This window comes from Bradyrhizobium mercantei (genome assembly GCF_001982635.1).
Lineage (GTDB): Bacteria > Pseudomonadota > Alphaproteobacteria > Rhizobiales > Xanthobacteraceae > Bradyrhizobium > Bradyrhizobium mercantei.
Map to the genome: position 1 here is coordinate 1,024,299 of NZ_MKFI01000001.1, position 25,263 is coordinate 1,049,561.

At 65.6% G+C, this 25,263-nt stretch carries 27 protein-coding genes; 11 read left to right on the plus strand and 16 right to left on the minus strand.

Annotated features, from left to right (window positions below):
• Positions 1–2: 2 nt before the first annotated feature.
• The 6 genes from BI327_RS05010 to BI327_RS05035 form a co-directional block, all read right to left on the minus strand.
• Entirely contained in the window at positions 3–326 is a 324-nt protein-coding gene (locus BI327_RS05010) for an XdhC family protein (protein WP_076858625.1), read from the minus strand.
• An 11-nt stretch (positions 327–337) separates the two neighbouring features.
• A complete protein-coding gene (locus BI327_RS05015) occupies positions 338–1,540 on the minus strand; it encodes a vWA domain-containing protein (protein ID WP_174683026.1) in 1,203 nt (400 codons plus the stop codon).
• Between the two features lie 75 nt (positions 1,541–1,615).
• On the minus strand, positions 1,616–2,524 hold the full coding sequence (locus BI327_RS05020) for an AAA family ATPase (protein WP_076858627.1): 909 nt from the start codon (positions 2,522–2,524) through the stop codon (positions 1,616–1,618).
• Between the two features lie 86 nt (positions 2,525–2,610).
• Positions 2,611–3,417 carry an FAD binding domain-containing protein gene (locus BI327_RS05025; RefSeq protein ID WP_076858628.1) on the minus strand — a complete coding sequence of 269 codons (807 nt, stop codon included), beginning with the start codon at positions 3,415–3,417 and terminating at the stop codon, positions 2,611–2,613.
• Between the two features lie 55 nt (positions 3,418–3,472).
• A complete protein-coding gene (locus BI327_RS05030) occupies positions 3,473–3,958 on the minus strand; it encodes a (2Fe-2S)-binding protein (protein ID WP_016840414.1) in 486 nt (161 codons plus the stop codon).
• 155 nt (positions 3,959–4,113) lie between these two features.
• Entirely contained in the window at positions 4,114–4,560 is a 447-nt protein-coding gene (locus BI327_RS05035; RefSeq protein WP_016840413.1) for an SRPBCC family protein, read from the minus strand.
• Positions 4,561–4,772: 212 nt separating this feature from the next.
• On the opposite strand from BI327_RS05035, the gene BI327_RS05040 reads away from it, so the two are divergent.
• From BI327_RS05040 to BI327_RS05050, 3 genes are all read left to right on the plus strand, one after another.
• On the plus strand, positions 4,773–6,128 hold the full coding sequence (locus BI327_RS05040) for a 3-carboxy-cis,cis-muconate cycloisomerase (RefSeq protein WP_076858629.1): 1,356 nt from the start codon (positions 4,773–4,775) through the stop codon (positions 6,126–6,128).
• Positions 6,129–6,232: 104 nt separating this feature from the next.
• A complete protein-coding gene (gene pcaD / locus BI327_RS05045; protein WP_076858630.1) occupies positions 6,233–7,015 on the plus strand; it encodes a 3-oxoadipate enol-lactonase in 783 nt (260 codons plus the stop codon).
• 107 nt (positions 7,016–7,122) lie between these two features.
• Entirely contained in the window at positions 7,123–7,515 is a 393-nt protein-coding gene (locus BI327_RS05050) for a carboxymuconolactone decarboxylase family protein (protein ID WP_076858631.1), read from the plus strand.
• On the opposite strand, the gene BI327_RS05055 is transcribed toward BI327_RS05050, so the two are convergent.
• Both BI327_RS05055 and BI327_RS05060 read right to left on the minus strand, forming a co-directional pair.
• On the minus strand, positions 7,495–8,022 hold the full coding sequence (locus tag BI327_RS05055; protein ID WP_076858632.1) for a hypothetical protein: 528 nt from the start codon (positions 8,020–8,022) through the stop codon (positions 7,495–7,497). The two genes, BI327_RS05050 and BI327_RS05055, sit on opposite strands and share 21 nt — an antisense overlap.
• A gap of 184 nt (positions 8,023–8,206) precedes the next feature.
• Complete coding sequence (locus BI327_RS05060) at positions 8,207–9,592, minus strand: MFS transporter (protein WP_076858633.1); 1,386 nt, start codon at positions 9,590–9,592, stop codon at positions 8,207–8,209.
• A 141-nt stretch (positions 9,593–9,733) separates the two neighbouring features.
• Here BI327_RS05060 and BI327_RS05065 point away from each other — a divergent pair, with 141 nt between their 5' ends.
• The 7 genes from BI327_RS05065 to BI327_RS05095 all read left to right on the plus strand — a co-directional run bounded on the left by BI327_RS05065 (position 9,734) and on the right by BI327_RS05095 (position 17,481).
• Entirely contained in the window at positions 9,734–10,636 is a 903-nt protein-coding gene (locus tag BI327_RS05065; protein WP_076858634.1) for a LysR family transcriptional regulator, read from the plus strand.
• Positions 10,637–11,196: 560 nt separating this feature from the next.
• Positions 11,197–12,114 carry an ABC transporter permease subunit gene (locus BI327_RS05070; protein ID WP_076858635.1) on the plus strand — a complete coding sequence of 306 codons (918 nt, stop codon included), beginning with the start codon at positions 11,197–11,199 and terminating at the stop codon, positions 12,112–12,114.
• 10 nt (positions 12,115–12,124) lie between these two features.
• Positions 12,125–13,450, plus strand: a complete 1,326-nt coding sequence (livM, locus tag BI327_RS05075) for a high-affinity branched-chain amino acid ABC transporter permease LivM (protein ID WP_076858636.1) — start codon at positions 12,125–12,127, stop codon at positions 13,448–13,450.
• Positions 13,447–14,280, plus strand: coding sequence for an ABC transporter ATP-binding protein (locus BI327_RS05080; protein WP_076858637.1), 834 nt, complete (start codon positions 13,447–13,449; stop codon positions 14,278–14,280). The genes livM and BI327_RS05080 overlap by 4 nt, the downstream gene beginning before the upstream one ends.
• Positions 14,277–15,026, plus strand: a complete 750-nt coding sequence (locus BI327_RS05085) for an ABC transporter ATP-binding protein (RefSeq protein ID WP_076858638.1) — start codon at positions 14,277–14,279, stop codon at positions 15,024–15,026. The genes BI327_RS05080 and BI327_RS05085 overlap by 4 nt, the downstream gene beginning before the upstream one ends.
• 167 nt (positions 15,027–15,193) lie before the next feature.
• Positions 15,194–16,312: a branched-chain amino acid ABC transporter substrate-binding protein gene (locus tag BI327_RS05090; protein WP_076858639.1), complete on the plus strand. Its 1,119-nt coding sequence runs from the start codon at positions 15,194–15,196 to the stop codon at positions 16,310–16,312.
• Between the two features lie 173 nt (positions 16,313–16,485).
• The gene (locus BI327_RS05095; protein ID WP_076859226.1) at positions 16,486–17,481 is read left to right on the plus strand and encodes a P1 family peptidase; all 996 of its coding nucleotides are present in this window, start codon (positions 16,486–16,488) and stop codon (positions 17,479–17,481) included.
• A gap of 134 nt (positions 17,482–17,615) precedes the next feature.
• On the opposite strand, the gene BI327_RS05100 is transcribed toward BI327_RS05095, so the two are convergent.
• Positions 17,616–18,440 (minus strand): EF-hand domain-containing protein, encoded by an 825-nt coding sequence (locus BI327_RS05100; protein ID WP_076859228.1) that lies wholly within the window; start codon positions 18,438–18,440, stop codon positions 17,616–17,618.
• Between the two features lie 251 nt (positions 18,441–18,691).
• Between BI327_RS05100 and rpe the strand changes: the two genes are divergently transcribed.
• Positions 18,692–19,393, plus strand: a complete 702-nt coding sequence (rpe, locus tag BI327_RS05105) for a ribulose-phosphate 3-epimerase (RefSeq protein WP_076858640.1) — start codon at positions 18,692–18,694, stop codon at positions 19,391–19,393.
• Positions 19,394–19,406: 13 nt separating this feature from the next.
• Here the strand turns inward: rpe and BI327_RS05110 are convergent, their stop codons facing one another.
• The 7 genes from BI327_RS05110 to BI327_RS05135 all read right to left on the minus strand — a co-directional run bounded on the left by BI327_RS05110 (position 19,407) and on the right by BI327_RS05135 (position 25,128).
• Positions 19,407–20,861, minus strand: a complete 1,455-nt coding sequence (locus BI327_RS05110) for a serine/threonine protein kinase (protein WP_076859230.1) — start codon at positions 20,859–20,861, stop codon at positions 19,407–19,409.
• 19 nt (positions 20,862–20,880) lie between these two features.
• Positions 20,881–21,621, minus strand: coding sequence for a metallophosphoesterase family protein (locus tag BI327_RS05115; RefSeq protein ID WP_076858641.1), 741 nt, complete (start codon positions 21,619–21,621; stop codon positions 20,881–20,883).
• 107 nt (positions 21,622–21,728) lie between these two features.
• Positions 21,729–22,322, minus strand: coding sequence for a TetR family transcriptional regulator (locus BI327_RS05120; protein ID WP_076858642.1), 594 nt, complete (start codon positions 22,320–22,322; stop codon positions 21,729–21,731).
• Complete coding sequence (locus BI327_RS43495) at positions 22,319–22,453, minus strand: hypothetical protein (RefSeq protein ID WP_279705295.1); 135 nt, start codon at positions 22,451–22,453, stop codon at positions 22,319–22,321. Before BI327_RS43495 ends, BI327_RS05120 begins: the two co-directional genes overlap by 4 nt.
• Positions 22,454–23,073: 620 nt before the next feature.
• Positions 23,074–23,682: a hypothetical protein gene (locus BI327_RS05125; RefSeq protein WP_076858643.1), complete on the minus strand. Its 609-nt coding sequence runs from the start codon at positions 23,680–23,682 to the stop codon at positions 23,074–23,076.
• Entirely contained in the window at positions 23,675–24,364 is a 690-nt protein-coding gene (locus tag BI327_RS05130; RefSeq protein ID WP_076858644.1) for a hypothetical protein, read from the minus strand. The genes BI327_RS05125 and BI327_RS05130 overlap by 8 nt, the downstream gene beginning before the upstream one ends.
• Positions 24,361–25,128 (minus strand): MotA/TolQ/ExbB proton channel family protein, encoded by a 768-nt coding sequence (locus BI327_RS05135; protein ID WP_076858645.1) that lies wholly within the window; start codon positions 25,126–25,128, stop codon positions 24,361–24,363. The genes BI327_RS05130 and BI327_RS05135 overlap by 4 nt, the downstream gene beginning before the upstream one ends.
• Positions 25,129–25,263: the final 135 nt, after the last annotated feature.

Here is a 25,263-nt window from a genome sequence, read left to right on the forward strand (position 1 = left end):
GGCTAACCGACCTTCTCGACGAACACGCGGATGGTGCCGCCGCAGGACAGGCCGACATTCCAGGCGGTCTCGTCGGCGACGCCGAATTCGAGCATCTTGGGCTGGCCGCTCGCGATCACGTCGAGCGCCTCGGTCACGACCGCGCCCTCGACGCAGCCGCCGGAGACCGAACCCAGGAACGTGCCGTCGTCATTGATGACGAGGCTCGAGCCGGCCGGGCGCGGCGCCGAGCCCCAGGTCTCGACCACGGTGGCGAGCGCCACGCCATGGCCCGCTTTCTGCCAGGTCTCGGCGGCCTGAAGAATGTCTTCGTCGCGATTGAGCATATCAGCCTCCCTCAAGCCACGGATCGGATCAGGCTGCGGTGGTGCGCCGGCGGCGGGGATGACAGCGCCCCGATCAAGCCCTTGATGGACGTCAAGTTATGCACCGGACGAAATTCGTCAACGTGGGGCAACATCATTTTGATGCCCTGCGCCTTGGCCTCGAAGCCGGAATAGCGCAGCAGCGGGTTGAGCCAGATCAGGCGGCGGCAGGAGCGGTGCAAACGGTCCATCTCGAAGGCCAGTTTGGCATCGGCCTCCCGTTCTAGTCCATCGGATATAAGGAGGACGATGGCGCCCTGCCCGAGCACCCGGCGGGCCCAGAGCTGGTTGAAGCTGTGCAGCGAGGTCGCGATCCGGGTGCCGCCGGCCCAGTCCTCGACCGAGGACGAGCAGCTCGCCAGCGCCTCGTCGGGGTCACGCGCCCGTAACGCGCGCGTCACATTGGTCAGGCGGGTGCCGAACAGGAACACCGAGACCCGCTTGCGGGCATCGGTGATGGCATGCAGGAAGTGCAGGAACAGGCGGGTGTACTCGTTCATCGAGCCCGAGATATCGAGCAGCGCCACGATCGGCGCCGGTTTCTCGATCCGGCCGAGCTTCCTGATATCGATGATCTCGCCGCCGGTGCGCAGCGAGTTGCGCACGGTGCGGCGCATGTCGAGCCGCAGGCCGCGCGCGTCCGGCTGGTAGCGGCGGGTGACGAGCTCGGCCTGCGGCAGCCGCATCTTGGCGATCTCGCGCGTCACCTCGGCGATCTCGGCCGCGGTCATCTGCGCGAAATCCTTCTTCTGCAGGATCTCCTTGTCGGAGACCGAGAGCTTCAGCTCCTGCTCCTGGGCCTGCGGCCGCTCCTCGGTCTTCGCCGGCTGCGCCATCGCCTCCTGGACGCGGCGCGAGGCCGGCGGCGGCTTCTTCTTGGCGTGGTCGGGCAGCGGCACCGAATCCAGCATGCTCTTCCACTCCTCGGCGGCGCGGAAGAACAGCATGAAGGCCTGGCGGAAGATCAGCGCATGCTCATGGCGCTTGACGAAGATCGCTTCCAGCGTGGCGTAGAAATCGGCGCGGTTGCCGACCTCGATCAGTTGCAATGCATCGAGCGCATCGATCACCGAACCCGGCCCGACGGGAAGCCCGGCCGCCCGCAGCGCGCGGGCAAAGCCGATCACGTTGTTGGCCATGTGGCCGGTCGGAGGCGCGAGGTGGTTGATCGCCATCGGAATCTCTCGACTTCGTCATTCCGGGATCACGCTTCACATGCCCCGGAACGACGGACGCAAATGCGACCGCGCTTACGTCTCGCTCGTCGCGTCCTTCAATGTCTTCTGCAACGCATCGCCCTGCATGCGCGCGATGTCGTCCTGGTACTTGAGCAGCGCGCCCAGCGTGTCGCCGACCACCTGCGGCGTCAGCGAGCGGGCGTCCAGCTCGGACAGCGCGGTGGCCCAGTCGATGGTCTCGGCGACACCCGGCGACTTGTAGAAATCCTGGTTGCGCAGCGCCTGCACGAAGCGGACGACCTGCTGCGACAGCTTGGCGGAAATGTTCGGCACCCGCGACTTGACGATCGCGAGCTCGCGCTCGGCTGTGGGATAATCCACCCAGTGATAGAGGCAGCGGCGCTTCAGCGCGTCGTGGATCTCGCGGGTGCGGTTCGAGGTGATGATCACGATCGGCGGCGCCGGCGCCTTCACGGTGCCAAGCTCGGGGATCGTGACCTGGAAGTCGCTGAGGATTTCCAGGAGATACGCCTCGAACGCCTCGTCGGCGCGGTCGAGCTCGTCGATCAAGAGCACCGGCGGTCCCGCGACATCGGGCTCGAGCGCCTGCAACAGCGGCCGCTTGATCAGGAAGCGCTCGGCGAAAATGTCGCTCGCGAGCTGGTCGCGATCGGTATCGCCGGAGGCTTCCGCAAGGCGGATCGCGATCATCTGCGCCGCGCTGCTCCACTCGTAGACGGCGGAGGCGACGTCGAGGCCCTCATAGCATTGCAGGCGGATCAGCTTGCGCCCGAGCGCCGCCGACAGGACCTTCGCGATCTCGGTCTTGCCGACGCCGGCCTCGCCTTCGAGGAACAGCGGCCGGCCCATCCGCAGCGCCAGATAGGTGACGGTCGCGAGCGACCGTTCGGCGAGATAGCCGCGCGAGGTCAGGAGATCCTCGAGCGCATCGACGGAAGTGGGTAACGCCGATGCACTCATGGAACTGCCAGTCTTCGAACAGGGGTTAGCAACATCACGCCTTGAGTCTAGTCCTTGGGATCCAGTTCGGATCCAGTCCCTTGGATCTAGTCCTTGGCGTTCGCGGCTTCCACCGCCCTGCGCGCCAAAACGCCGATCAGGTGGGCGCGGTATTCCGCACTGCCGTGCAGGTCGCTGTTCAGCCCTTCGGCCGGAACCGCGATGCCGTCGAGCACCTTGTGCGAGAAGCGCTTCTTCAGGGCCTCCTCGAACGCGGCGACGCGGAACACGCCGTCGGAGCCCGCGCCGGTGACCGCGACGCGCACGTCGGACGGACGCTTGGCCACGAACACACCGACCAACGCGTAACGCGAGGCCTGGTTGCGGAACTTCACATAAGCCGCCTTCTTCGGCAGCGGGAACATTACCTTGGTGATGATCTCGTCGGCCTCGAGCGCGGTCGAGAACAGGCCCTGGAAATACTCCTCGGCCTTGAGGCGGCGCTTGTTGGTGACGATGGTCGCGCCCAGCGCCAGCACCGCGGCCGGATAGTCGGCGGTCGGGTCGTTGTTGGCGAGCGAGCCGCCGATGGTGCCGCGGTGGCGCACGGCGGGATCGCCGATCAGGCCGGCGAGCTCGGCCAGCGCCGGGATCGCCTCGCCGACGATCGCCGAGTTCGCGACTTCGGCATGCTTGGCGGTGGCGCCGATCACCAGCGAGCGGCCCTTCATCTCGATGGTGTCGAGACCTTCGATGTGGGAGAGGTCGACCAGATGCGGCGGGCTCGCCAGCCGCTGCTTCATGACCGGCACCAGCGTGTGACCGCCGGCGATCAGCTTGGCGTCCTCGTTCTTCACCAACAGGTTGGCGGCCTGCCGCACGGTGCCGGGACGATGATATTTGAATTCGTACATTGGAATGTCCTGATCGCGGTCGCGATGAATTACGGATTAGGCCAGATCCGACTTGCTAAGCGAGGTCCGACTTGGCCATCGCCTTGGCGCCGGCGGCGATCGAGGCAACGATGTTCTGGTAGCCGGTGCAGCGGCACAGATTGCCTTCCAGCTCCTCGCGGATCACCTCGTCGGAGAGCTCGTGGCCCTTGCGATGGACCAGGTCGACCGCGGTCATGATCATGCCCGGCGTGCAGAAGCCGCACTGCAGGCCGTGATGCTCGCGGAAGGCCTCCTGCATCGGATGCAGCGGCGCGCCATCGGCAGCCAGCCCCTCGATGGTCTTGACCTCATGACCGTCGGCCATCACCGCGAGCGTCGTGCATGACTTCACCGCCTTGCCGTCCAGGTGCACGACGCAGGCGCCGCACTGCGAGGTGTCGCAGCCGACATGGGTGCCTGTCAGCCGCAGGTTTTCGCGCAGAAACTGGACCAGAAGGGTACGGGGGTCGACATTCGCGTTAACGGGGTTGCCGTTCACGATCATTGAAATCTTGGCCATCAGCACTCTCTTATCTGCGCCACCGCATATCGGCGAAGCAGGCGGTTTAAAATCATTCCAGACGGCATAATATGGGCGCGCCCCGCGATGGGCAACCTTTGGAGCCACCCATCCAGAGCATGGCCGGGCCTGAATGATCCGGCCCGTGAGCGGGGCTAACCCTGCACCGCCTTGGCGAAATTTGCAAAGAATTCATCGGCCAGCTTCTTGGCGGCACCGTTGATCAGGCGCTGGCCGAGCTGGGCGAGCTTGCCGCCGATCTGCGCCTCCACGTTGTAGCTCAGAAGCGTGCCGCCATCCTTGTCGGCGAGGCCGACGGTGGCGCCACCCTTGGCGAAGCCGGCGACCCCGCCCTCGCCTTCACCCGAGATCTTGTAGCCGTTCGGCGGATCGAGATCGCTCAATGTGACCTTGCCCTTGAAGCGGGCAGAGACCGGGCCGACCTTCATCTTGGCGGTGGCGCGGAAGCCGCCTTCGTCGGTCTTCTCCAGCTCTTCGCAGCCGGGAATGCAGGCCTTCAGCACTTCGGGATCGTTGAGCTTGTCCCACACAGCCTGGCGCGGCGCTGCAAGCTGGACTTCGCCGGTCATTGTCATGGCCATGGGGGACCTCCTCGATCGCAAGAAACCTTTTCCCCCAAGTAAAGCAGCCCGGGCGCAAAGGAAAGGGCACCTTCGGAGGATGAGCGATGCATATTCGCAACCGCAGCAAGCCGAGCGCGCCGTTCACGAAATCGCGCACGACGCCTGCTTGAAAATGGCGCAGGCGCCCCGGGCATTGGCATCTGTGCGCGACAGTGGTTAGGTCGCGCGCCATGAGCACAGCCCTCTCCCCTCTGCTTGCCCCGATGCTGTCGAGCGCCGCGATGCGCGCGGTGTGCGACGACGCCACCACCCTGCAAAACATGCTGGATTTCGAGGCCGCGCTGGCCCGCGCCGAAGTGGCCTGCGGTGTGATTCCCGCGGCAGCCGCGGGACCGATCGCGAACTCCTGCAAGGCCGAATCATTCGACCTCGCCGCGCTGGCCGACGCCGCGACGCGGTCCGGCAATCTGGCGATCCCGCTGGTGAAGGCCCTGACCGCTGACGTCGCCAAGTCCGATGCCGAGGCTGCGCGCTATGTGCATTGGGGCGCGACCAGCCAGGACGTGATCGACACCGCGACGATGCTGTCGCTGCGCGCCGGCATCGATGCGCTGCTCGCCGACCTCGACCGCGCCGTCACCGGTTTTGCCAAGCTTGCGCGCGCCCATCGCGATACCGCCGTGGTGGCGCGGACCTGGCTGCAGCACGCGCTGCCGATGCCGTTCGGCCTGAAGCTCGCCGAATATGCCGCGGCCCTGCACCGCTCCCGCAAGCGCTTGCTGCGCCTGCGCCGCGAGACGCTGGCCCTGCAATTCGGCGGCGCCGCCGGCACGCTCGCCGCGCTCGGCGACAAGGGCCTCGCGGTCGCGGCAGCGCTTGCGAAGGAATTGGACCTGCCGTTGCCGGATGCGCCCTGGCACACCCACCGCGACCGCATCGCCGAGGCCGCGTCTGGCTTCGCGATCCTCGCCGGCAGCTGCGGCAAGATCGCGCGCGACATTTCGCTGATGATGCAGACCGATGTCGGCGAGGCCTTCGAGCCTGCGGGCGCCGGCCGCGGCGGCTCCTCCACCATGCCGCACAAGCGCAACCCGGTTGCCGCCGCGAGCGCGCTCGGCGCCGCGACCATGGCGCCGAACCTTACTGCCACGATCTTCGCCGCGCAGGTGCAGGACCATGAGCGCAGCGCCGGACCGTGGCACGCGGAATGGCCGACCTTGCCGGGCCTGATGCTGGTGACGTCAGGGGCGCTCGCTGCGATCGTCGATCTCGCCGAAGGGCTCGAGGTCGATGCGGCGCGCATGCGCAGCAATCTCGATGCGACGCATGGGCTGATCATGGCGGAAGCCGTCACCTTTGCGCTCGCCGACAAGATCGGCAAGAGCGACGCCCATCATGTGATCGAAGCCGCGAGCAAGACAGCGGTCGCGGAGAAGAAGCATCTGCGCGACGTGCTGGCGGCGGATGCCAAGGTCACCGCGCATCTCGATGCGAAGAGAATCGCGGAACTGTTCGAGCCGATGGCCTATCAGGGCGCCTCGCAGACGCTGATTGATCGGCTGCTGGCTTCGCTTGCTGAGAAATAGCGAGATGTCATTGCCGAGCTTGACCCGGCAATCCATCATCGCAAGGAAATTCATTTTCGATGGATGCGCGGATCAAGTCCGCGCATGACAGAAGGGTAAAGCCAATGCCGATGATCAACGCCGACGGGTGCCTGCTCAACGTCCAGGTGGACGGCCGCGACGGCGGACCGACCTTGATGCTGTCGAACTCGCTCGGCTGCACCCTGCAGATGTGGGAGCCGCAGATGAAGGCGCTGACGCAGATGTTCCGCGTCATCCGCTACGACCGCCGCGGTCACGGCAAGTCGGGCGTGCCCGCCGGGCCCTACTCCATGGAACGGTTCGGCCGCGATGTGCTCGCGATCCTCGACGACCTCAACATCGAGAAGGTGCATTGGTGCGGCCTGTCGATGGGCGGCATGGTCGGGCAATGGCTCGGCGCCAACGCCCCCGAAAGGTTCGGCAAGATCATCCTCGCCAACACCGCCTGCTACTATCCCGATCCGACCAACTGGCTGAACCGCATCAAGGCGGTGAAGGAAGGCGGCATCGCCGCGGTCGCCGACACCGTGATCGCGGGCTGGCTGACCGCTGATTTCCGCGAGCGCGAGCCGGAGACCGCGGCGCGCATGAAGGCCATGCTGCTGGCCTCGCCCGTCGAGGGCTATCTCGCCTGCTGCGAGGCGCTGTCGACGCTCGACCAGCGCGCGCTGCTGCCCAGGATCAAGAGCCCGACGCTGGTGATCGCAGGCAAGCAGGACATGGCGACGCCGGTGTCGGCGGGTGAAATGATCCGCAGCGGCATTCCCGGCGCCAGCATGACGCTGCTCGATGCCGCGCATATTTCCAATGTCGAGCAGTCGCACGCCTTCACCGAAGCCGTGGTCGGCTTCCTGACGCAACGCTAACAGCCAAGAGCGTCATTGCGAGCGGAGCGAAGCAATCCATGTCACCGCTTGCCGAGGCATGGATTGCTTCGTCGCTTCGCTCCTCGCAATGACAAGAGGAGACATCAATGGACGACAACCAACGCCGCGACGACGGCATGACACAACGCCGCAAGGTGCTGGGCAATGAATGGGTCGACAAGTCGATCAAGAACCGCAACGCGTTCAACACCGACTTCCAGGACCTGATCACGCGCTACGCGTGGGGCGACATCTGGACCCGGCCGCATTTCGATCACCGCACGCGCCGCGTGCTCGTGATCGGCACCATGGTCGCACTCGGCCAGTGGGACGAATTCCGCCTGCATGTGCGCGCGGCGCTGGCCGAAGGCGACTTCACGCCCGACGACATCAAGGAGATCCTGCTGCAACAGGCGATCTATTGCGGCGTGCCCGCGGCCAATCACGCCGTCAAGGAAGCCGGCGCGATCATTGCCGAGCTAGGGCTGCTGAAGGGATAGTTCGCCGGCCGGCGCGCCGGTCTCGGCGGCGGGCGCCTCGGCGGTTCGCCTCGGCGAGGTCTCGAACAGCATCACGATCGCGGTGCCGAGCAGCATCAGGAGCTCCGAGGCATGCATGCGCATCGCTTCGATCTCGCCGACCTTGGATGCCATCATCATGCTGGCGAAGCTCAGCACGCTGCCGAGGCAGAGCGCCACCGCAAGCGCCTCGTCGCTGCCGCTGCTGCGCTTGCGCAGCGGCGAGAACGCCGCCATCGCGAGGAAGACGGCGAAGAATGCCACCACGGTGATCCGCGCCAGCGCCAGCAGCCACGCGAGCCGCACCGTCGCCATCTTGCCGAGGTGCAGATAGTCGCTCGCATACAGCGCGATCGACACGCTCGGCCGCTCATAGAGGCCGTGGATCGGCGACACCATGATGCTGAAGGCGATGATGGTCCAGACCGGAATGAAATAGGCCGCAAGCAGCGCGCCGTTGAAGGAGCTGATCCGCCAGTTGTTCGACATTGCCGCTTCCCGTGGTTCCAGCGCCGTTTGAATCGGCGACGGTTCAGCGTGCGAGGTAACGCCGATCAATTGCCGGCGGCAATTTAAACCCTTTGTTTACCTTAACTGCCTGGGGATTGCTGGGGACAGCAGGGCGCCGGAGCCACCCTGCTCCGTGAAGATGTTTCGTCCTGAGACGATTGGTTCAGCACTCGGTCACGGCCGCGGCAGTCCGATACCGAACACCGATCGCACTCACAAGGCATCCGATCGTCAGCGCTACACCGGCGAGCAGCAAGGCAAGGTGCATCCCGCCGAGAAATCCATGGGGTTCTGCAACCAGCGATCCGAACACGCCGACGCCGATCACGCCCCCGGTCTGGCGCGCCGCATTCAGCACACCGGACGCGATGCCGGCCCGCTGCTTCTCGACGCTGGTCAGGACCGCAACCGTCATCGAAGGCACAGTCATGGCCACGCCGATCCCGGCGGCGAGCAATGGACCGACGATGGTGACGTAGGACGTGCCCGCATCGGTGCCGGCAAGCGCAAAGTAGCCGAAGGCAGCGAGCGCCTGCCCCAGCGCCATCGGCAATCTCGGACCGAAGCGCGCCGTGAAGGCGCCGGCGGCAAGATTGGCGATCGTCACCAGCGCGGTCATCGGCAGGAAAGCAAGACCGGTGACGAGCGGTGAGTAGCCCTTGGTCGCCTGGAAGAACAGGCTGAGCACGAACATCAGGCCGTAATAGGCGAAATTGGTGAGCAGCCCGACGAGCGAGGCGGCGCCGACGGCCGGCGTCGAAAACAACGACAGCGGCAGCATCGGATCGGCGCTGCGTGCCTCCGCCAGCAGGAACGATGCCGCAGCCATGGCGAACACGGCAAAGCCGGCAACGACAAGCGGATGGGTCCAGCCGAGCCCGCCGCTCTCGATGAAACCGAAGGTAAGTCCCGCAAGGCCGACGATGGCAAGGACCTGACCGAGCGGATCCAGGCCACGCCCCGCCGTACGTGAACCCGACGGCGCATAGCCCAGCGTGATCCACAGCCCGATGACGCCGAGCGGAATGTTGAGAAAGAAGATGCTCGGCCAGCCCAGGCGATCGACCATCACGCCGCCGACGACGGGACCTGCCGCCAGAGCGAGGCCACCAACGCCGGCCCAGATGCTTACTGCCCGCGCACGATCGGCTGCATCGGGGAAACTGGCGCTGACCAAGGCGAGCGAAGCCGGCACGCAGAGCGCGGCACCGACGCCTTGCACGACGCGGCCCGCGACGAGCACGGAGATGCTTGCCGCACAACCGCAGACCAGCGACGCCGCGGTGAACAGGGCAAAGCCGCTGACGAAGATCGGCTTGGCACCGAAGCGATCGGCCAGCGCGCCGCCCGTCAGCAGCAGGCTGGCGAACACCAGCGTGTAGGCGTTGACGACCCATTGCAGACCGCTGACATCGGTCTCGAGCGCGACCTTGATCCGTTCCAGCGCGACGTTCACCACGGTCACGTCGAGAATGATGAGCAGGAAGCCCAGGCTCGTGGCGATCAGGGTCAGTCGCGACGCGGTCTTGTCGACTTTCGAATTCGGCATCAGGGGCAAGCTCCAGGGGCGTTTCAACGGGAGCGCCGCTCGTTCCGCCGAACCGCTGGTTCGCCCCGGAATGCACTGTATTGCTCATATAAATTTGATAAACTGCCGATCTGTTGGGTCACTCTCCAGGAAAACTTGGCAATGGATGTCCTGCGGGCCATGGGCCTCTTTGTTCGCGTCGTCGACACCGGCAGCCTGACGGCCGCTGCGGCCGCATGCGACCTCTCGCCGACCATGGTCGGAAACCACCTTCAGGCCCTGGAGGATCGGCTCGGCACGCGGCTCATCAGCCGCACCACGCGGCGCCAGAACCTGACCGACTTCGGCAAGATCTATTACGACCGGTGCGTGGAAATCCTCGGCCTGGTCGGCGACGCGGAGGCACTGGCGCTGGAGACCCAGACCTCACCCAAGGGACGCTTGCGCATCACCGCTCCCGTCACCTTCGCCGTCGAGTGCCTGATGCCCGCGCTCGCCGACTACGCCGCAATCTATCCCGGCATCGATCTCGATCTCGTCATCACCGACGCGGTGGTCGACCTGGCGGAAGCAGGCTTCGAAGCCGCGATCCGTCTCGGCAATCTGCCGACGTCTGATCTGATCGCCCGCCCGCTTGCCCCTTACCGGTTGATGATCTGCGCATCGCCCGACTATCTCGAACGACGCGGCACGCCGCTTCAGCCGGATGACCTGGGACGGCACGATTGCCTGGCCTACAGCTATGGCGCGCGTTCCGAGTGGCATTCCGCGCAGGCGATCTGGCGCCTGACCGGATCGGATGGAGAGATCAACGTTCCCCTCACCTCCCGCCTCCAGGCTGACAACGCCGAAGCACTGCGCCGTGCTGCGCTCGCCGGCATGGGCATCGTCATGCTGCCGGAAATGATGTTGTCGGACGACGTGGCGCGCAGTCGTCTGGTCCATCTGCTGGCGGACTATTCGCCGCCGGTCCGACCGACGAATCTGCTCTATCTCCGCGACCGGCACATGTCGTCCAAGCTGCGCAGCTTCATTGATTTCATGGTCGAGCGGTTCGCTGCGTGAACCGATCAAGCGCGGCGATAGCGGATGATCGCTCGACGGCTGTCCAGCATCGCAGATCAAGGCGCAAACAGAACAGAAAGGTCCCGCCTCGCGGCGAGATCCTTCTACAAATGTTCGTGCTCAACCTTCGTCGAACTCGCGCTGCGGATCGGGCCTCTCGCCCTGCCGGCCCGGATCCAGCTCAGGCCGGGCCTGCGCCCTTTTGCCTTCATGAAGCTGGGGACAACGCGCGCCCTCGCAGCGCGGCTGCCCGGGGAACACCGGTTCCGGCGCGATCATTGCAAGGCAGCGACGTGTCGCCCCTGTGACATCGGAACCGCACCCGCCAAAGTAGTTATGTACAAGGCCCTTTCTGCTGCTGCCACGCTGTTGCCGCCGCCGGGGTTCCGCTGTTAGAAAATACCGCGACGCGACGGATCAGGCTGCCGAGGGCCCTCGCCGCGTCATCCGCGACGTAGCGTTTTCGAGCGAAGTGGGAACCGGTTCGCATGAAGAGTGCGCGTCCAGATCAAAGCGAGAGCCAGTTCGGTTCTCAACCGAACAGGCTCTAACGGCAGCGCATGGATTATTTCGCCCAGCAACTGATCAACGGCCTCGTGCTCGGTTCGATCTACGGCCTGATCGCCATCGGCTACACGATGGTCTACGGCATCGTCGGCATGATCAACTTCGCCCATGGCGACATCTTCATGATCGGCGGCTTCATCGCGATGATCTCGTTCCTGGTGCTGGTGTCGCTCGGCCTCACCGCGATCCCGCTGATCCTGCTGATCGTGCTCTTGGTCTCGATGGTGATCACCGCGCTCTATGGCTGGACCATCGAGCGCATCGCCTACCGGCCGCTGCGCCACTCGTTCCGCCTCGCGCCGATGCTGTCGGCGATCGGCATGTCGTTCGTCCTGACCAACTTCTCGCAGGTGTCGCAGGGCGCGCGGGTCAAGCCGGTGCCGCCGATCATCACCGGCGGCTATACGCTGCATGAAGGTTCGCAGGGCTTCGCCGTGCAGCTCTCCAATATCCAGATCGTGGTCGTGCTCGCGACCATCGTGCTGCTCGCGGTGTTCACCTGGCTGGTCTCGCGCACAAGGCTCGGCCGCGACATGCGCGCCTGCGAGCAGGATCAGACCATGGCCGCGCTGCTCGGCGTCGATGTCGACCGCACCATCTCGATGACCTTCGTGATCGGTGCTGCGCTCGCCGCCGTCGCCGGCATGATGTACCTGCTGTATTACGGCCTGGTCGATTTCTTCATGGGCTTCGTCGCCGGCATCAAGGCATTCACCGCCGCGGTGCTCGGCGGCATCGGCTCGTTGCCGGGCGCGATGCTCGGCGGGCTCGCGATCGGCCTGATCGAGACGTTCTGGTCGGCCTATTTCTCGGTGGAGTACAAGGACGTCGCCGCGTTCTCGATCCTGATCGTGGTGCTGATCTTCATGCCGACCGGCCTGCTTGGCCGTCCCGAAGTCGAAAAAGTCTGACAGGCACTTCGTGAGCGCGACCTCAGCCCGCCCCTCGCACGCCGCGCAGCCCTCGGGCAGCGCCTTCATTCTCAAGAAAGCCCTGATCAGCGCCGCGGTCGCGCTGGTGCTGTTCTCGCTGATGATCGGCGTGCGCACCGAGGCTGGCCCGCAGGGCGGCCTGATCTACTGGACGCGGTTCGGCGATCTCGCAGCCCTGGTCGGCACCGTGTTCGGCGGCAGCATCATCATCGAGCTGCTGCGGCAATGGTGGGGACCGGTCGACAAGGACCGCATCGTGCCGAAACCGGTGCAGTCGGCGATGTCGTTCGCCGGGCGCTGGCTGGCGCCGGCGCTCCTGGTGTTCGCCTTCCTGGTGCCGGTGATCTTCTACAACCAGCGCTATATTCTCGACCTTTCGATCCTGGTCCTGACCTATGTGATGCTGGGCTGGGGTCTCAATGTCGTGGTCGGCCTCGCCGGTCTGCTCGATCTCGGCTACGTCGCCTTCTATGCGGTCGGCGCCTATTCCTACGCGCTGCTCGCGACCAATTTCGGATTGTCGTTCTGGGTCTGCCTGCCGCTTGCCGGCATCCTGGCGGCGTTCTGGGGCGTGCTGCTCGGCTTCCCGGTGCTGCGGCTGCGCGGCGACTATCTCGCGATCGTGACGCTCGCCTTCGGCGAGATCATCCGCCTCGTCATCATCAACTGGCAGAGCCTGACCGGCGGCCCCAACGGCGTCTCGGGGATTCCCCGCCCGACCATGTTCGGCATTCCGCTGACGCCCGGCGATGACGGGCTCGCCGCCAAGCTCGGCATCGAGTTCTCGCCGACCCATCGCATCGTGTTCCTGTTCTATCTGATCCTGGCGATGGCGCTGCTCACCAACTGGGTGACGATCCGGCTGCGCCGGCTGCCGATCGGCCGTGCCTGGGAGGCGCTGCGCGAGGACGAGGTGGCCTGCCGCGCGCTCGGCATCAACGTCACCACGACCAAGCTCACCGCGTTCGCGACCGGTGCGATGTTCGGCGGCTTCGCCGGCGCCTTCTTCGCCACGCGGCAGGGCTTCATCAGTCCGGAATCCTTCACGTTCCAGGAATCGGCGCTGGTGCTTGCCATCGTCGTGCTCGGTGGCATGGGCTCGCAGCTCGGTGTCGCACTGGCGGCGCTGACCATGATCGGCGGTTTCGAGCTGTTCCGTGGTTTCGATCAGTATCGCATGCTGGTATTCGGCATCGCGATGGTGCTCTTGATGATCTGGCGGCCGCGCGGGCTGATCGGCCATCGCGCGCCGACCGTATTCCTGGAGCGCAACCAGGCGATCTCATCCGACCTCGTCAAGGAGGGCCACGGATGAGCAGCGACCATATCCTCACCGTCGACCGCCTGATGATGCGCTTCGGCGGCATCGTCGCGGTCAACGAGCTGTCCTTCGCCGCCGAACGGCGCAAGATCACCGCGCTGATCGGCCCGAACGGTGCCGGCAAGACCACCGTCTTCAACTGCATCACCGGCTTCTACCGGCCTAGCGGCGGCGCAATCCGTCTCGCCCATGACGATGGCCGCACCATCCAGCTCGAGCGGCTCGGCGATTTCCGCATCACCAAGCAGGCCAAGGTGGCGCGCACCTTCCAGAACATCCGGCTATTCCCTGGCATGACCGCGCTGGAGAACCTGATGGTGGCGCAGCACAACGCGCTGATGCGCGCCTCGGGCCTGACCTTCCTCGGGCTGATCGGTGCGCCGTCCTGGCGCGCGGCCGAGCAGCGCGCCATCGAACTGGCGCGGACCTGGCTCGATCGTGTCGGCCTGCTCTCGCGCGCCGACGATGCCGCCGGCAATCTCGCCTATGGCGACCAGCGCCGGCTCGAAATCGCACGCGCGATGTGCACGGAACCCGTGTTGCTCTGCCTCGACGAGCCGGCGGCCGGCCTCAACGCACGCGAGAGCGGCGGGCTCAACGAGCTGCTGCTGTCGATCCGCAACGAACAGGGCACCTCGATCCTCCTGATCGAGCACGACATGTCGGTCGTGATGGAAATCTCCGACCACGTCGTTGTCATGGACTACGGCGTCAAGATCGCCGAAGGCACGCCGCAGGCCGTGCGCGACGACCCCAAGGTGATCGCCGCCTATCTCGGCGCCGACGAGGAAGAGGCGATCGCCGTGATGGAGAGCGGCACGTGAGCGCGGCACAAGCAACCACACCCCTGCTCGCGGTGCGCGGCGTGCGCGCGGCCTATGGCAAGATCGAGGCGCTGAAGGGCGTCGATATCGAGATCAATGCCGGCGAGATCGTCGCCCTGATCGGCGCCAATGGCGCCGGCAAGTCGACGCTGATGATGACGATCTTCGGCCGGCCGCGCGCCCGCGCCGGCACCATCGAATATGACGGCCAGGACATCACCGGCGTGCCGACCCACGAGATCGCGCGGCTGCGCATCGCGCAATCGCCCGAGGGCCGGCGGATCTTTCCGCGCATGAGCGTCGCGGAAAACCTGCAGATGGGCGCCGATGCCACTGAATGCAGCGAGGCCGAACGCGAAGCCGGGCTGGAGCGCGTGTTCGCGCTGTTCCCGCGCCTGAAGGAGCGCGTCGCACAACGCGGCGGCACGCTGTCGGGCGGCGAGCAGCAGATGCTGGCAATCGGCCGTGCGCTGATGAGCCGGCCGCGCCTCTTGATGCTGGACGAACCGTCGCTCGGCCTCGCGCCGCTGATCGCGCGCCAGATCTTCGACGCCATCCGCACGCTGAACCGGCAGGATGGCCTCACCGTCTTGATCGTCGAACAGAACGCCAACCATGCGCTGAAGCTCGCCCATCGTGGTTACGTCATGGTCAACGGCCTGATCACGCTGACCGGAACCGGCAGCGAATTGCTGCAGCGCCCGGAAATCCGCGCCGCCTATCTGGAAGGCGGCCGCCACGGCTAGCTGCACTTTCTGTGCCGCACCTGCAGCAAGATGCGGCTGATGCAGCGTCGATTTGCCTGAAAATTGCCGGTGACTTCGCTGCGAAATCAGCCGAGAATGCCCGCGGTTTTGGGGGCCCGGCGTGCCGGGCCCTTCCCACAAGAGGCAACGACCACGAGGGACGTCTCATGAAATCACTGAAGCTGATCGGCCTGGCATTGGGCGCTTCGTTCGCACTATCGGCGAGCGCGTTCGCGCAAGACATCACCGTCGCCGTCGCGGGCCCGATGACGGGCTCCGAATCCGCTTTCGGCCGGCAGATGAAGAACGGCGCCGAGCAGGCGGTCGCCGACATCAACGCCGCCGGCGGCGTGCTCGGCAAGAAGCTCGTGCTGGAATCCGACGACGATGCCTGCGATCCGAAGCAGGCGCGCTCGATCGCGGAAAAGATCGGCTCTTCGAAGATTCCGTTCGTGGCCGGCCATTTCTGCTCGTCGTCGTCGATCCCGGCCTCCGAGGCCTATGCCGACGCCAACGTGCTGCAGATCACCCCGGCCTCGACCAACCCGCTGTTCACCGAGCGCAAGCTGTGGAACGTGGCGCGCGTCTGCGGCCGTGACGACCAGCAGGGCCTGGTCGCCGCCGACTACATCATGAAGAACTACAAGGGCAAGAACGTCGCGATCCTGAACGACAAGACCACCTACGGCAAAGGCCTCGCCGACGAGACCAAGAAGGCGCTGAACAAGGCCGGCTTCCAGGAGAAGATGTTCGAGTCCTACAACAAGGGCGACAAGGACTTCAATTCGATCGTCTCGCGCCTGAAGCGTGACAACATCGACCTGGTCTATGTCGGCGGCTACCATCAGGAAGCCGGCCTGATCCTGCGCCAGATGCGCGACCAGGGCCTGCAGACCGTGCTGATGGCGGGCGACGCCATGAACGACAAGGAGTTCGCCTCGATCACCGGCCCGGCCGCCGAAGGCACGCTGTTCACCTTCGGTCCCGACCCGCGCAACAAGCCGACCGCGAAGGCGATCGTCGAGAAGTTCAAGAGCAAGAACATCGACCCCGAAGGCTACACGCTCTACACCTACGCCGCGATGCAGGTGTGGACCCAGGCCGTCGCCAAGGCGGGCTCGACCGACGCCAAGAAGGTGATGGACACCATCAAGGCCGGCGAGTGGGACACCGTGCTCGGCAAGATGGCCTTCGACGCCAAGGGCGACATCAAGGCGATCGACTACGTCGTCTACAAGTGGGACGCCAAGGGCAACTACACCGAGATCAATCCGAAGGGCTCCTGAGCTCCTCTAGTCGATCCAGTCAAAGACACCAAACGCCCCGGTTCGCCGGGGCTTTTTTTGATCCGAGACCTGCAAGTCTTACCGCGGGTCCCTGCCCGCGCGCGGGCGGCGGTTGATGCATCCGTCGTGGCTGCTATACCGGAGTGATCGGACAGCAGACGGGTGGATGCATCGTGAAAAACCTTCTCACCGATATTGCCGGCGTTGCCGTCGGCCACGCCGACGACGCCGTGATCGCCTCCGGCGTCACCACGATCCTGTTCGAGCGGCCGGCGGTAGCCTCGATCGACGTCCGCGGCGGCGGTCCCGGCACCCGCGAGGACGCCCTGCTGTCCCCGCACAACGTGGTCGAGGCGATCGACGCCATCACGCTGTCCGGCGGCTCCGCGCTCGGGCTCGACGCCGCAGGCGGCGTGCAGGCCTGGCTCGCCGAGCGCGGCCGCGGCTTTCGGATTCGCGATGCGGTGATCCCGATCGTGCCGGGTGCGATCTGCTTCGACCTGCTCAACGGCGGCAACAAGGCGTGGGGACGCTTTCCACCCTATCGCGATCTCGGCTACGCCGCGGCGAATGCCGCCTCTGAAGGCTTCGAGCTCGGCAGCGTCGGCGCCGGCATGGGCGCGACCACGGCCAATCTCAAGGGCGGCCTCGGCTCGGCCTCTGATGTGACCGACGACGGCGTCAAAGTCGCAGCGCTCGCGGTGGTCAACGCGGTCGGCAGTGTCACCGTCGGCAATGGCCCCTGGTTCTGGGCGGCGCCGTTCGAGGTGAACAGTGAGTTCGGCGGGCGCGGCCTGCCGCCCTCGTTCACCCAGGACATGCTGAAGCCGCGGCTGAAGGGCGGCGCGGACGCCACCGCCGCCGAGAACACCACGCTGGTCGTGGTCGTGACCGATGCGCAATTGACAAAACCGCAGGCGCGGCGGCTGGCGATGATCGCGCAGACCGGCATGGCGCGCGCGATCTATCCGGTGCACGCCCCGCTCGATGGCGATGTGGTGTTTGCCGCCGCGACCGGCGCGAAACCGATCGATCCGCTGTTCGGCCTGACGAAGCTCGGTGCGATCGCGGCCAACACGGTGGCACGCGCGATCGCCCGCGGCGTCCATTCAGCGACCGCGCTGCCGTTCCCCGGCGCGCTGCCGAGCTGGCAGGACCGGTTCGGTTAAGCGAAGAGCTTTATCAGCTACAGTTCCACGATTGTCATTGCGAGCGAAGCGAAGCAATCCATTGCACCGCTTGCGGAGACATGGATTGCTTCGTCGCTACGCTCCTCGCAATGACGAGTGGTAGCCGACACGCACTAAGCGCTGACGGACACGCCGGCCGATGCCTGCGCCGAGATCGCCTGCGACTGGCGCTGGATCAGCTGCTCGATGAAATTGTAGGACGAGGTCGCATTGTTGCTCGCGGATGACGAGCTCGTGCTGCTGGTGCTGGAGGCGGTGGCCGGCGTCGTCATCGACACCTTGGAGCCGTCGGCATAGGTCGTCGTCGTGGTGGTCGAGCCGTCGCTGTTGGTCACCGAGGTCGAGGTGGCGCCGTCCAGCGCCTGCATCAACGGATCGGAGCTCGATCCGCCCGAGCCGCTGCTGGAGCCGGATCCGTCGGTCGAGCCGCTGGCCATGTGATGGTGATGGCCGCCGCCCTTGTGGCCCTGCAACGCCTGCGACATCTCGTCGAGGCTGACGGTGCCGTCGCCATTGGTATCGAGCTTGGAGAACACGTCGTCGGCTTGCGCGGTGTTGGTCCCGCCGGCGCCGAGCGCGTTCTCGAACTCCGACTGGGTGATCTGGCCGTTGCCGTCGGCATCGATCTGCGAGAACAGGTCCTTCAGCGCATCCGACCGGCTGGTCGAGGACGTGCTGGTCGAACCGGTGGTCTGCGACTGGCTTTGCGCGTCGAGCAGCGCGCTCATGGTCTGCGGCGAAATCTGCGGGGCGCAGTTGCCCGATCCGGTGCTGGTGCTCGTGCTGCTGGTCGACGTCGGTGTCGTGGTCGAGAGGTCGAACAGCCCGGTGGTCTGACTGCCCTGGCTGGAGCTGCCGGTCTGGGCCGTCGACTTCGACGACATCAGCGAGCTCAGGAGATCAATGGCCGACGACGCAGCGCCAATTGCAAATAACATGGCAATACTCCAGCAGAGCCGCGCCTTGCGGCTCGAACGCATGCCAGTGGCTGAGCAAGGCGCATGCCATGGCAAAAACCCAATAAAACCAGGCCTTGGCGCATCGCTACGGGTTCCGCGCACCCGGCAAGAGCTGCCGCCAGCGGCAGAATTTTCCGGCTCGGAGACGCCGTCCGCTCGCATTGCCCGCCACGCGCCCGCGTGTTAGGCGGGATCACCCGTCGCCCCCTGAAGTCTTCCGGAACTGCGCTATGACTCAGTCATTCACCCCGCGTCCCCTCATTATCGCTCCGTCGATCCTGGCGTCGGATTTCTCAAAGCTCGGCGAGGAGGTCCGCGCCGTCGACCAGTCCGGCGCCGACTGGATCCATCTCGACGTGATGGACGGACACTTTGTGCCGAACATCTCGTATGGCCCCGACGTCATCAAGGCGATGCGGCCGCACACCAAGAAGATCTTCGACGCGCATTTGATGATCTCGCCCTGCGACCCCTATCTCGAAGCGTTCGCCAAGGCGGGCTGCGACCACATCACGGTGCATGCCGAGGCCGGCCCGCATTTGCATCGCTCGTTGCAGGCGATCCGCGCGCTCGGCAAGAAGGCCGGCGTCTCGATCAATCCCGGCACGCCGGCGAGCGCGATCGAATATGTGCTCGACCTGATCGACCTCGTGCTTGTCATGTCGGTCAATCCCGGCTTCGGCGGCCAGGCCTTCATCCGCTCGGCAATCGGCAAGATCTCTGACGTCCGGGCGATGGTCGCCGGCCGTCCGATCGACATCGAGGTCGATGGCGGGGTTGCTCCGGATGTTGCGGGCCAGCTCGCGGCCGCCGGCGCCAACGCCTTTGTCGCGGGCTCGGCCGTGTTCAAGGGCGGCACAATCGAGGCCTACAAGACCAACATCGCCGCGATCCGCCATGCGGCCGCCGAGGCGCGCGGCGAAGCGATCTGACGATCCGGCGGGACTAAAATACGGCGGGCGGCGTGGCCGCGGCATTCGCCGCCTGGTCCGCCGCCTCATCGTCGTCCGCTTGCGGCGCCAGCCGCGACGGCCGCACCACGGTCACCGTGCACGGCGCTTCGGCTGCGACCTTGGCGGACACGCTGCCGAGCAGCGCACGCCGCATCGAGTTCTGCCGCGCGCCGATGATGATGTGGTCGACCAGATTGACCGCGGCGAATTCCAGGATGGCGGCCGCGGGATCGATCGCCTCCAGCACGTGCACGGTCAGCCGCCCCTCCTCGAGCTTGAACGGCCGCGCCCAGTGCTGCAAAGCCACCAGGCGGTCGACATGCTTGTTCTGGCCCTGCTCGTCATGGCTGCGGTCAATCGCCAGGCGGTTGAGCTTCAGCACATTGACGCAGGCGAGCCGCGCCGATGGCGACGTCGACAGCACCTGATCGGCGGTGACGCGGATGGTGTCGTTCAGCGCGCCGGCCTCCTCGCCGATGTCGAGTGCAACGGCAACGATCGGGCTCGAGGCGAGTTGCGCCGCGACATTGGATTTCGGCTGCGGCGGCACCGCGCCGAGATTGAAGCGGCGGCGCCAGACCGTGCTGAGGGAATCGCGGTTGAGCCGCTGCGCCCGTGCCGTCAGCTTCACCTGCTCGGGATGGCCGAGATCGAACGCGAGCTGCGCCGCGGTCGGATAGCGCGCGGCGGGATCGATCTCGAGACACCGCAGCACGATCTCCTGCAGCCACGGCGGATAGTCTGGCCTCAGCTGGCGCGGCGGATAGGGATCGCGCCACAGCCGCCGGCGCATGCCGCGCAGGCTCTCGGTCTCGCCGAACGGGCGGACGCCGGTGGTGAAGAAATACAGCAGCACGCCGAGCGAAAACAGATCGCTGCGCGGATCGTCGCGCACCCCGAGCAGGCGCTCCGGCGCCATGTAGGGCGCGGTGCCGTAAGGCAGGCGAAACTCCTCCTGCAACAAATCCGGCAGATGCTGGTGATGCGAGAGGCCGAAATCGATCAGCACCGCTTCGCCGCGCTCGCGGAACATGATGCTGCTCGGCTTGATGTCGTGATGGATGACGTTCTGCCGGTGCAGGCTGGCGAGCGCGGTCGCGACCTTGCCGCCGATCACCCTCACCTCGTCATACGGCAGCGGCAAATTGTCGATCCGCTTGTAGAGCGTCTGCCCGGGGATGCGCTCCATCACCACATAGGCCTGGCGCTCGAAATCGCCGGTGCCGAAACAGGCCGGCACGTGCGGCCCCGACAGCCGCGGCAGGATCATCTGCTCCATCTCGAAGCTGACGATCGCCGCCGGATCCTCGCCCTCCGAGGTCAGCGGCACCTTCATCAGCAGCGGCACGGTGATGCCGGGATGGGTGACGCTCCACAGCGTCGCCATGCCGCCGCGGTGCACGCGCTCGCCGATAGTGAAGCCATCGAGCTCGGCGCCCGGCTGCATGGTCAGCGCCGCCACCGCGTCACCTGCCGAGCGGCAGGCGGTCGGCCAGCCACAGCGGCAGGCCGCTGGCCTTGATCCGCGCCGCGGCGGTCGCGACGTCGTAGGGCACGCGGTGGTAGGTGATCTCGCGGCTCGCCGTATCGAACATCGCAAACGATGCCGCGGGATCGCCGTCGCGCGGCTGGCCGACCGAGCCGAGCACCGCAAGCCAGCGCCGCCCGGTCAGCAATTGTACCGCGACGCCCGAGGTCGGCACGAAGCTCGTCATCTTCGCCGTCGAGGACATCGAGTAGAGGCCGGGACGATGGATGTGGCCGCAGAAGGTGATCTGCAATTCGGTTGCCATCATGCTGCGCGCGGCATCCGACGTGTCGCGGACGTAGCGCCACTTCGCAGGGTCAGAGGCTTCGGAGTGCACGTAGAGACGGTTGTCTTCCTCACGCGTGATCGGCAGGCCCGCGAGGAAGGCCTTCTGCCCGGCGTTGAGCCGGCCCCGCGTCCAGTCGATCGCGGCCTGCGCATCGGCATTCATGCTGTCGCTCGGCACGCCGATCGCATTGTCATGGTTGCCACGCACCGCGATCGCCCCCGTCGCGACGAGGTCGACCACCGTGTCGACGGCCCATTCGGGATCGGCGCCGTAACCAACGATGTCGCCGAGGCAGATCAGCCGCTCGGCGCCGCGTGCACGCGCAGCCTCGAGGCAGGCGGCGAAGGCCTGCCGGTTGGCGTGAATATCGGCAAAGAGTGCAAGCCGCATCGTGGTCCGCGCTGCTGATCCCTGCCCGCTATCAAGCACACGCGGCCCCGGGCTCGCAATCGGGCCGAAGGCATCAGTCGATCAGGGATGTCGGAAGGAAGGTCGGCTTAGTGCTTGCAGACCCGCACGCCGCGCAGCAGCAGGGCGATCAGGGCGTCGATTCGCGACGGGCATTCAGGCTTGGCCCATTCCTCGGCATGCGCCGGGTGATGGTAGCGGACGGTGGCGTCGAACACGGCGCGCGCGGTCGCCTTGACATTGTCGGTCTCGAACACGCCCTGCGCGACGCCGTCGGACAGGATTTTCGCGATCAGATCGACCTGCTTGTCCTTGTAGGCTTCCACCACCTCGCGGGCGCCCTGCGCCAGCGCAAGGTAGGTCGCGAACATCTCGGGATCGTCGCAGACCTTCTTCTGCTTGATCGAGAAGGCGGTGCGCAGCCATTTCTCCAGCCGTTCCGGCGCCGGGCCCGAGTCGGCTGCGATCTTGCACAGCGGCTCGTTGGCGCGGTCGAGCCAGCGCTTTGCAACCGCATCGCGCAGCGAGGCCTTGCTGGGAAAGTGACGGTAGACGCTGCCGTGGCTGACATCCAGCGCACGGGCAACGTCGACGACGGTGGCCTTTGTCAGCCCGAAGCGTCTCAAGACATCCTCAGTTGCCTCGAGGATCCGCTCGGGTGTCAAAACCACCGCCTCGTTCATGCGTTTACCGTCTGGTTATCGCCGTCCTGCCCGCGGGTGAACTTGGCAGCCTGGGCAGCCAAGTGGCGGGCGACGCGAAGGTTGAGCCACTGTTGAATCTGGGCGGTCAATTGGAAGATTTCTATCGTCATGGAGGTAGTCCTTCGAGGTAATCAAATCAGGTTCGGCTCCCCCGGCCAAAATGCCGGAACAGCCACTGGGCGCCCTCCTCCCTTGGGCTGGTGAGTATATACACCATCTCGCTGACAGATTTCAATATCTGTCAGACAATATTTTGTGAAATGATAGCGGGGCCCCGGACGGGAGGCCCCGCCCGCGCCGAACGTCTGGCTTACGGGCCGCTACAACGTTCCGTGAGCGACGGCGGCGAACCTCCAGTCCGTGCCTATGTCTCACTAGGGCTGCCCGGGAGAGGTTTGCATGGATCGCCCAATGACCTTCAAGGAAGTCGCCAAGATCACCGCGGGCGCGGTGGTGTCGCTCGTCATTGTCGGATGGTTGATGGTTCTCGCCATCGCATTCATGACGGTACTATGAGGCCGCCGGAACCGGGCGCCGGAATCGAAAGGGGCCGCCTCACGCAGCGGCCCCTTTGCCGGGAAAATGCCTTCGGGATAAAATCTAGCCCCGGTTAGCTCCAAGACTACACGGTTCAGCGGATTGAGGAATTCCGGATGATTACTGTCCATTCCGCTGACTGATTATTGGCGATCCCTATTTTTGTGCCATCCTCCTGGTGATCTGCGCCGTCCTATTGCTGCTCGTCCTTGGGCGGCATCCGGGGCGGCGGCAGCGGGGTGAAAACCGATCCCTGCGCGCCCGCCGGCGGGGCCACGAACGTCCCGGTCGTGGAATCGCCGCCGGTGGTCTCCACGATCGTCTTCGGGGTGATGTACTCCCTGACGAAGTCCATGATGGTGCCGTCACCGCCACCGAAATCCGCCGCGCGCCCGCCCTGCGGATGCCCGGCCTTGATCTCGTTCTCGGCGGTGTGGGTCTGTTCCGCCAAGGCGTCGCTGTAGGGAATGCGGAAAGCGCGCGGCACCGCGCTCGGCCGGTTGTCCTCGTCGAGCTCCTCGACCCAGAGATAGATCGATCCCGGATCGCCCTCCAGCGAATGCGGCTCCACGATCCGCGTCGACAGCAGCTTGAAATTCGCCGGCAGCTTCTCCGCGGACGCCCAGCCGAGCAGGCCGCGCATGCCGCCGAAGCTGACGAAGTAGAAGGCGCTGGTCACGACGATGACGACGGCCTTCAGTGACCAATGCAGCCGCGCGTAGACCAGCACGATCAGCAGCAGCGCACCGATCACCGCGTAGGCGACCGCAATGGTGAGGATCACCGACTGCAAGCTAATCATTGCGGAGCACCCTCACGCCGGATTTCGGGACGCCGGTGTTCGGATCGAGGTCGGCGCCGTTGCGCCAGCTGCTGCGGAAGGTCTCGAGCAGCGATTTCGGCCGCCGGTCGACGTTGATCACCTTGCCCTCGGCGTCGAGACGAAACCTGACCGCGGTCTTCTCGTCGCCGGTGTGATCGACGGTCAGCTTGTCGTCGAAGATCACCTGCGCGGTCGGATTGAGCTTCTGCACCTTCACATTGGCCTGCACCGGCTCGCCGGTCGTCGCCTGGAAATGCGAGACGTTGACGGTGTATTCGCCGGCGACGACGCCGCGCAGGGTGACGATCTCCTCGCGGATCGGCGAGGCGATCTTCTTGCCGTTGACCACGATGAAGTCGTTGGCGCCGCCGCGGTCGTCGCGGTCGAGCGTCAGGAAGCCGGCCTCGCGATGCCGGTACCAGGCGATGTTGCCGGCCGGGTCCTGCACGAACAGGTCGAGATCGTCAGGGTGATTGTCCGGCCAGTCCATCGTGATGATGAACTCCGCCTTGGATTCGATCTTGCCTTCCTTGGAGTCCGGCGACACTGACAGCAGCGCGAGGAAGAACAGGAAGGCGATCACCTGCAGCGCCTTGAACAGCATGACGCCGAGCGGATCGAACGGCTCCTCGCGCGGATAGAGGCCGAACTCATCCATCATGACGTCGTTCCAAGGCGACGTTCCAGGGCCGGGGTGACGTGCGTCTCGGTCAGCACGACGGCATCCGAGAACACCCGCTGGGTCGCGGCATCCAGCATGTAGTACTGGATCCGGACCAGGATGGATCCGATCAGCCCGGCCAGCGTGGTGTACATCGCAACCGCCATGCCGTCGCTCATCAGCCCCATCGACGATTTCATCGCGACCTTGTCGGCGGCATCGAGCGAGGCGATCGGTGCCAGCATGATGATGAAGCCGATGATGGTGCCGAGCAGGCCAAGCTTCATCAACGTGTCGGAGACAAAGGCGCCAAAGCCGTTGGAGCCGCGCAAGCGATCCGCCAGCGTGCGCAGCAGCAGGGTCTGGTCGATCCGGCCTTTCGCCTGCGCATCGGCTTTCTGCACCAGGCTCTTGATGTGGTCGGTGACGAGCCCGCGGGGCAAACCGCGCGCATCCGACAGAAGCGCCTTGGCGCCATCGGGCGCGGCGAGGATCGTGCGGCAGGACCGTGCCACCTCGCCTTCCCGCGCGATCGCCCGCGTCCGCCAGAAGCAATGGATGCAGGTCACGATGTAGAGCACCGCGATGACGCTGGAAATGTAGGTGCGGTCGGAACTGACCATCAGGCGGATCAGCCCGTAGCGCCACAGCAGGAAGGCGGCGAAGATCGAAAGGCCGGTGAAGATCATCCAGAGCAGCAGCACACTGCGCTCCGCCGCGTCCGTGCCGGCCGGTGCGGCCGCGGCCTCGACCTTGGCGTCCATGCTGCGTTAGCTCCCTGTGACGACTGTTCCGCGCGGCCCCGCGTGGGGACCTCGGCTACGGTTAGAGCAGAGCCAGCCGGCGCCGTCCAAAGACATCTGCCCAAATTTGGTCGGGCAAATTTCCCGACCTGCATA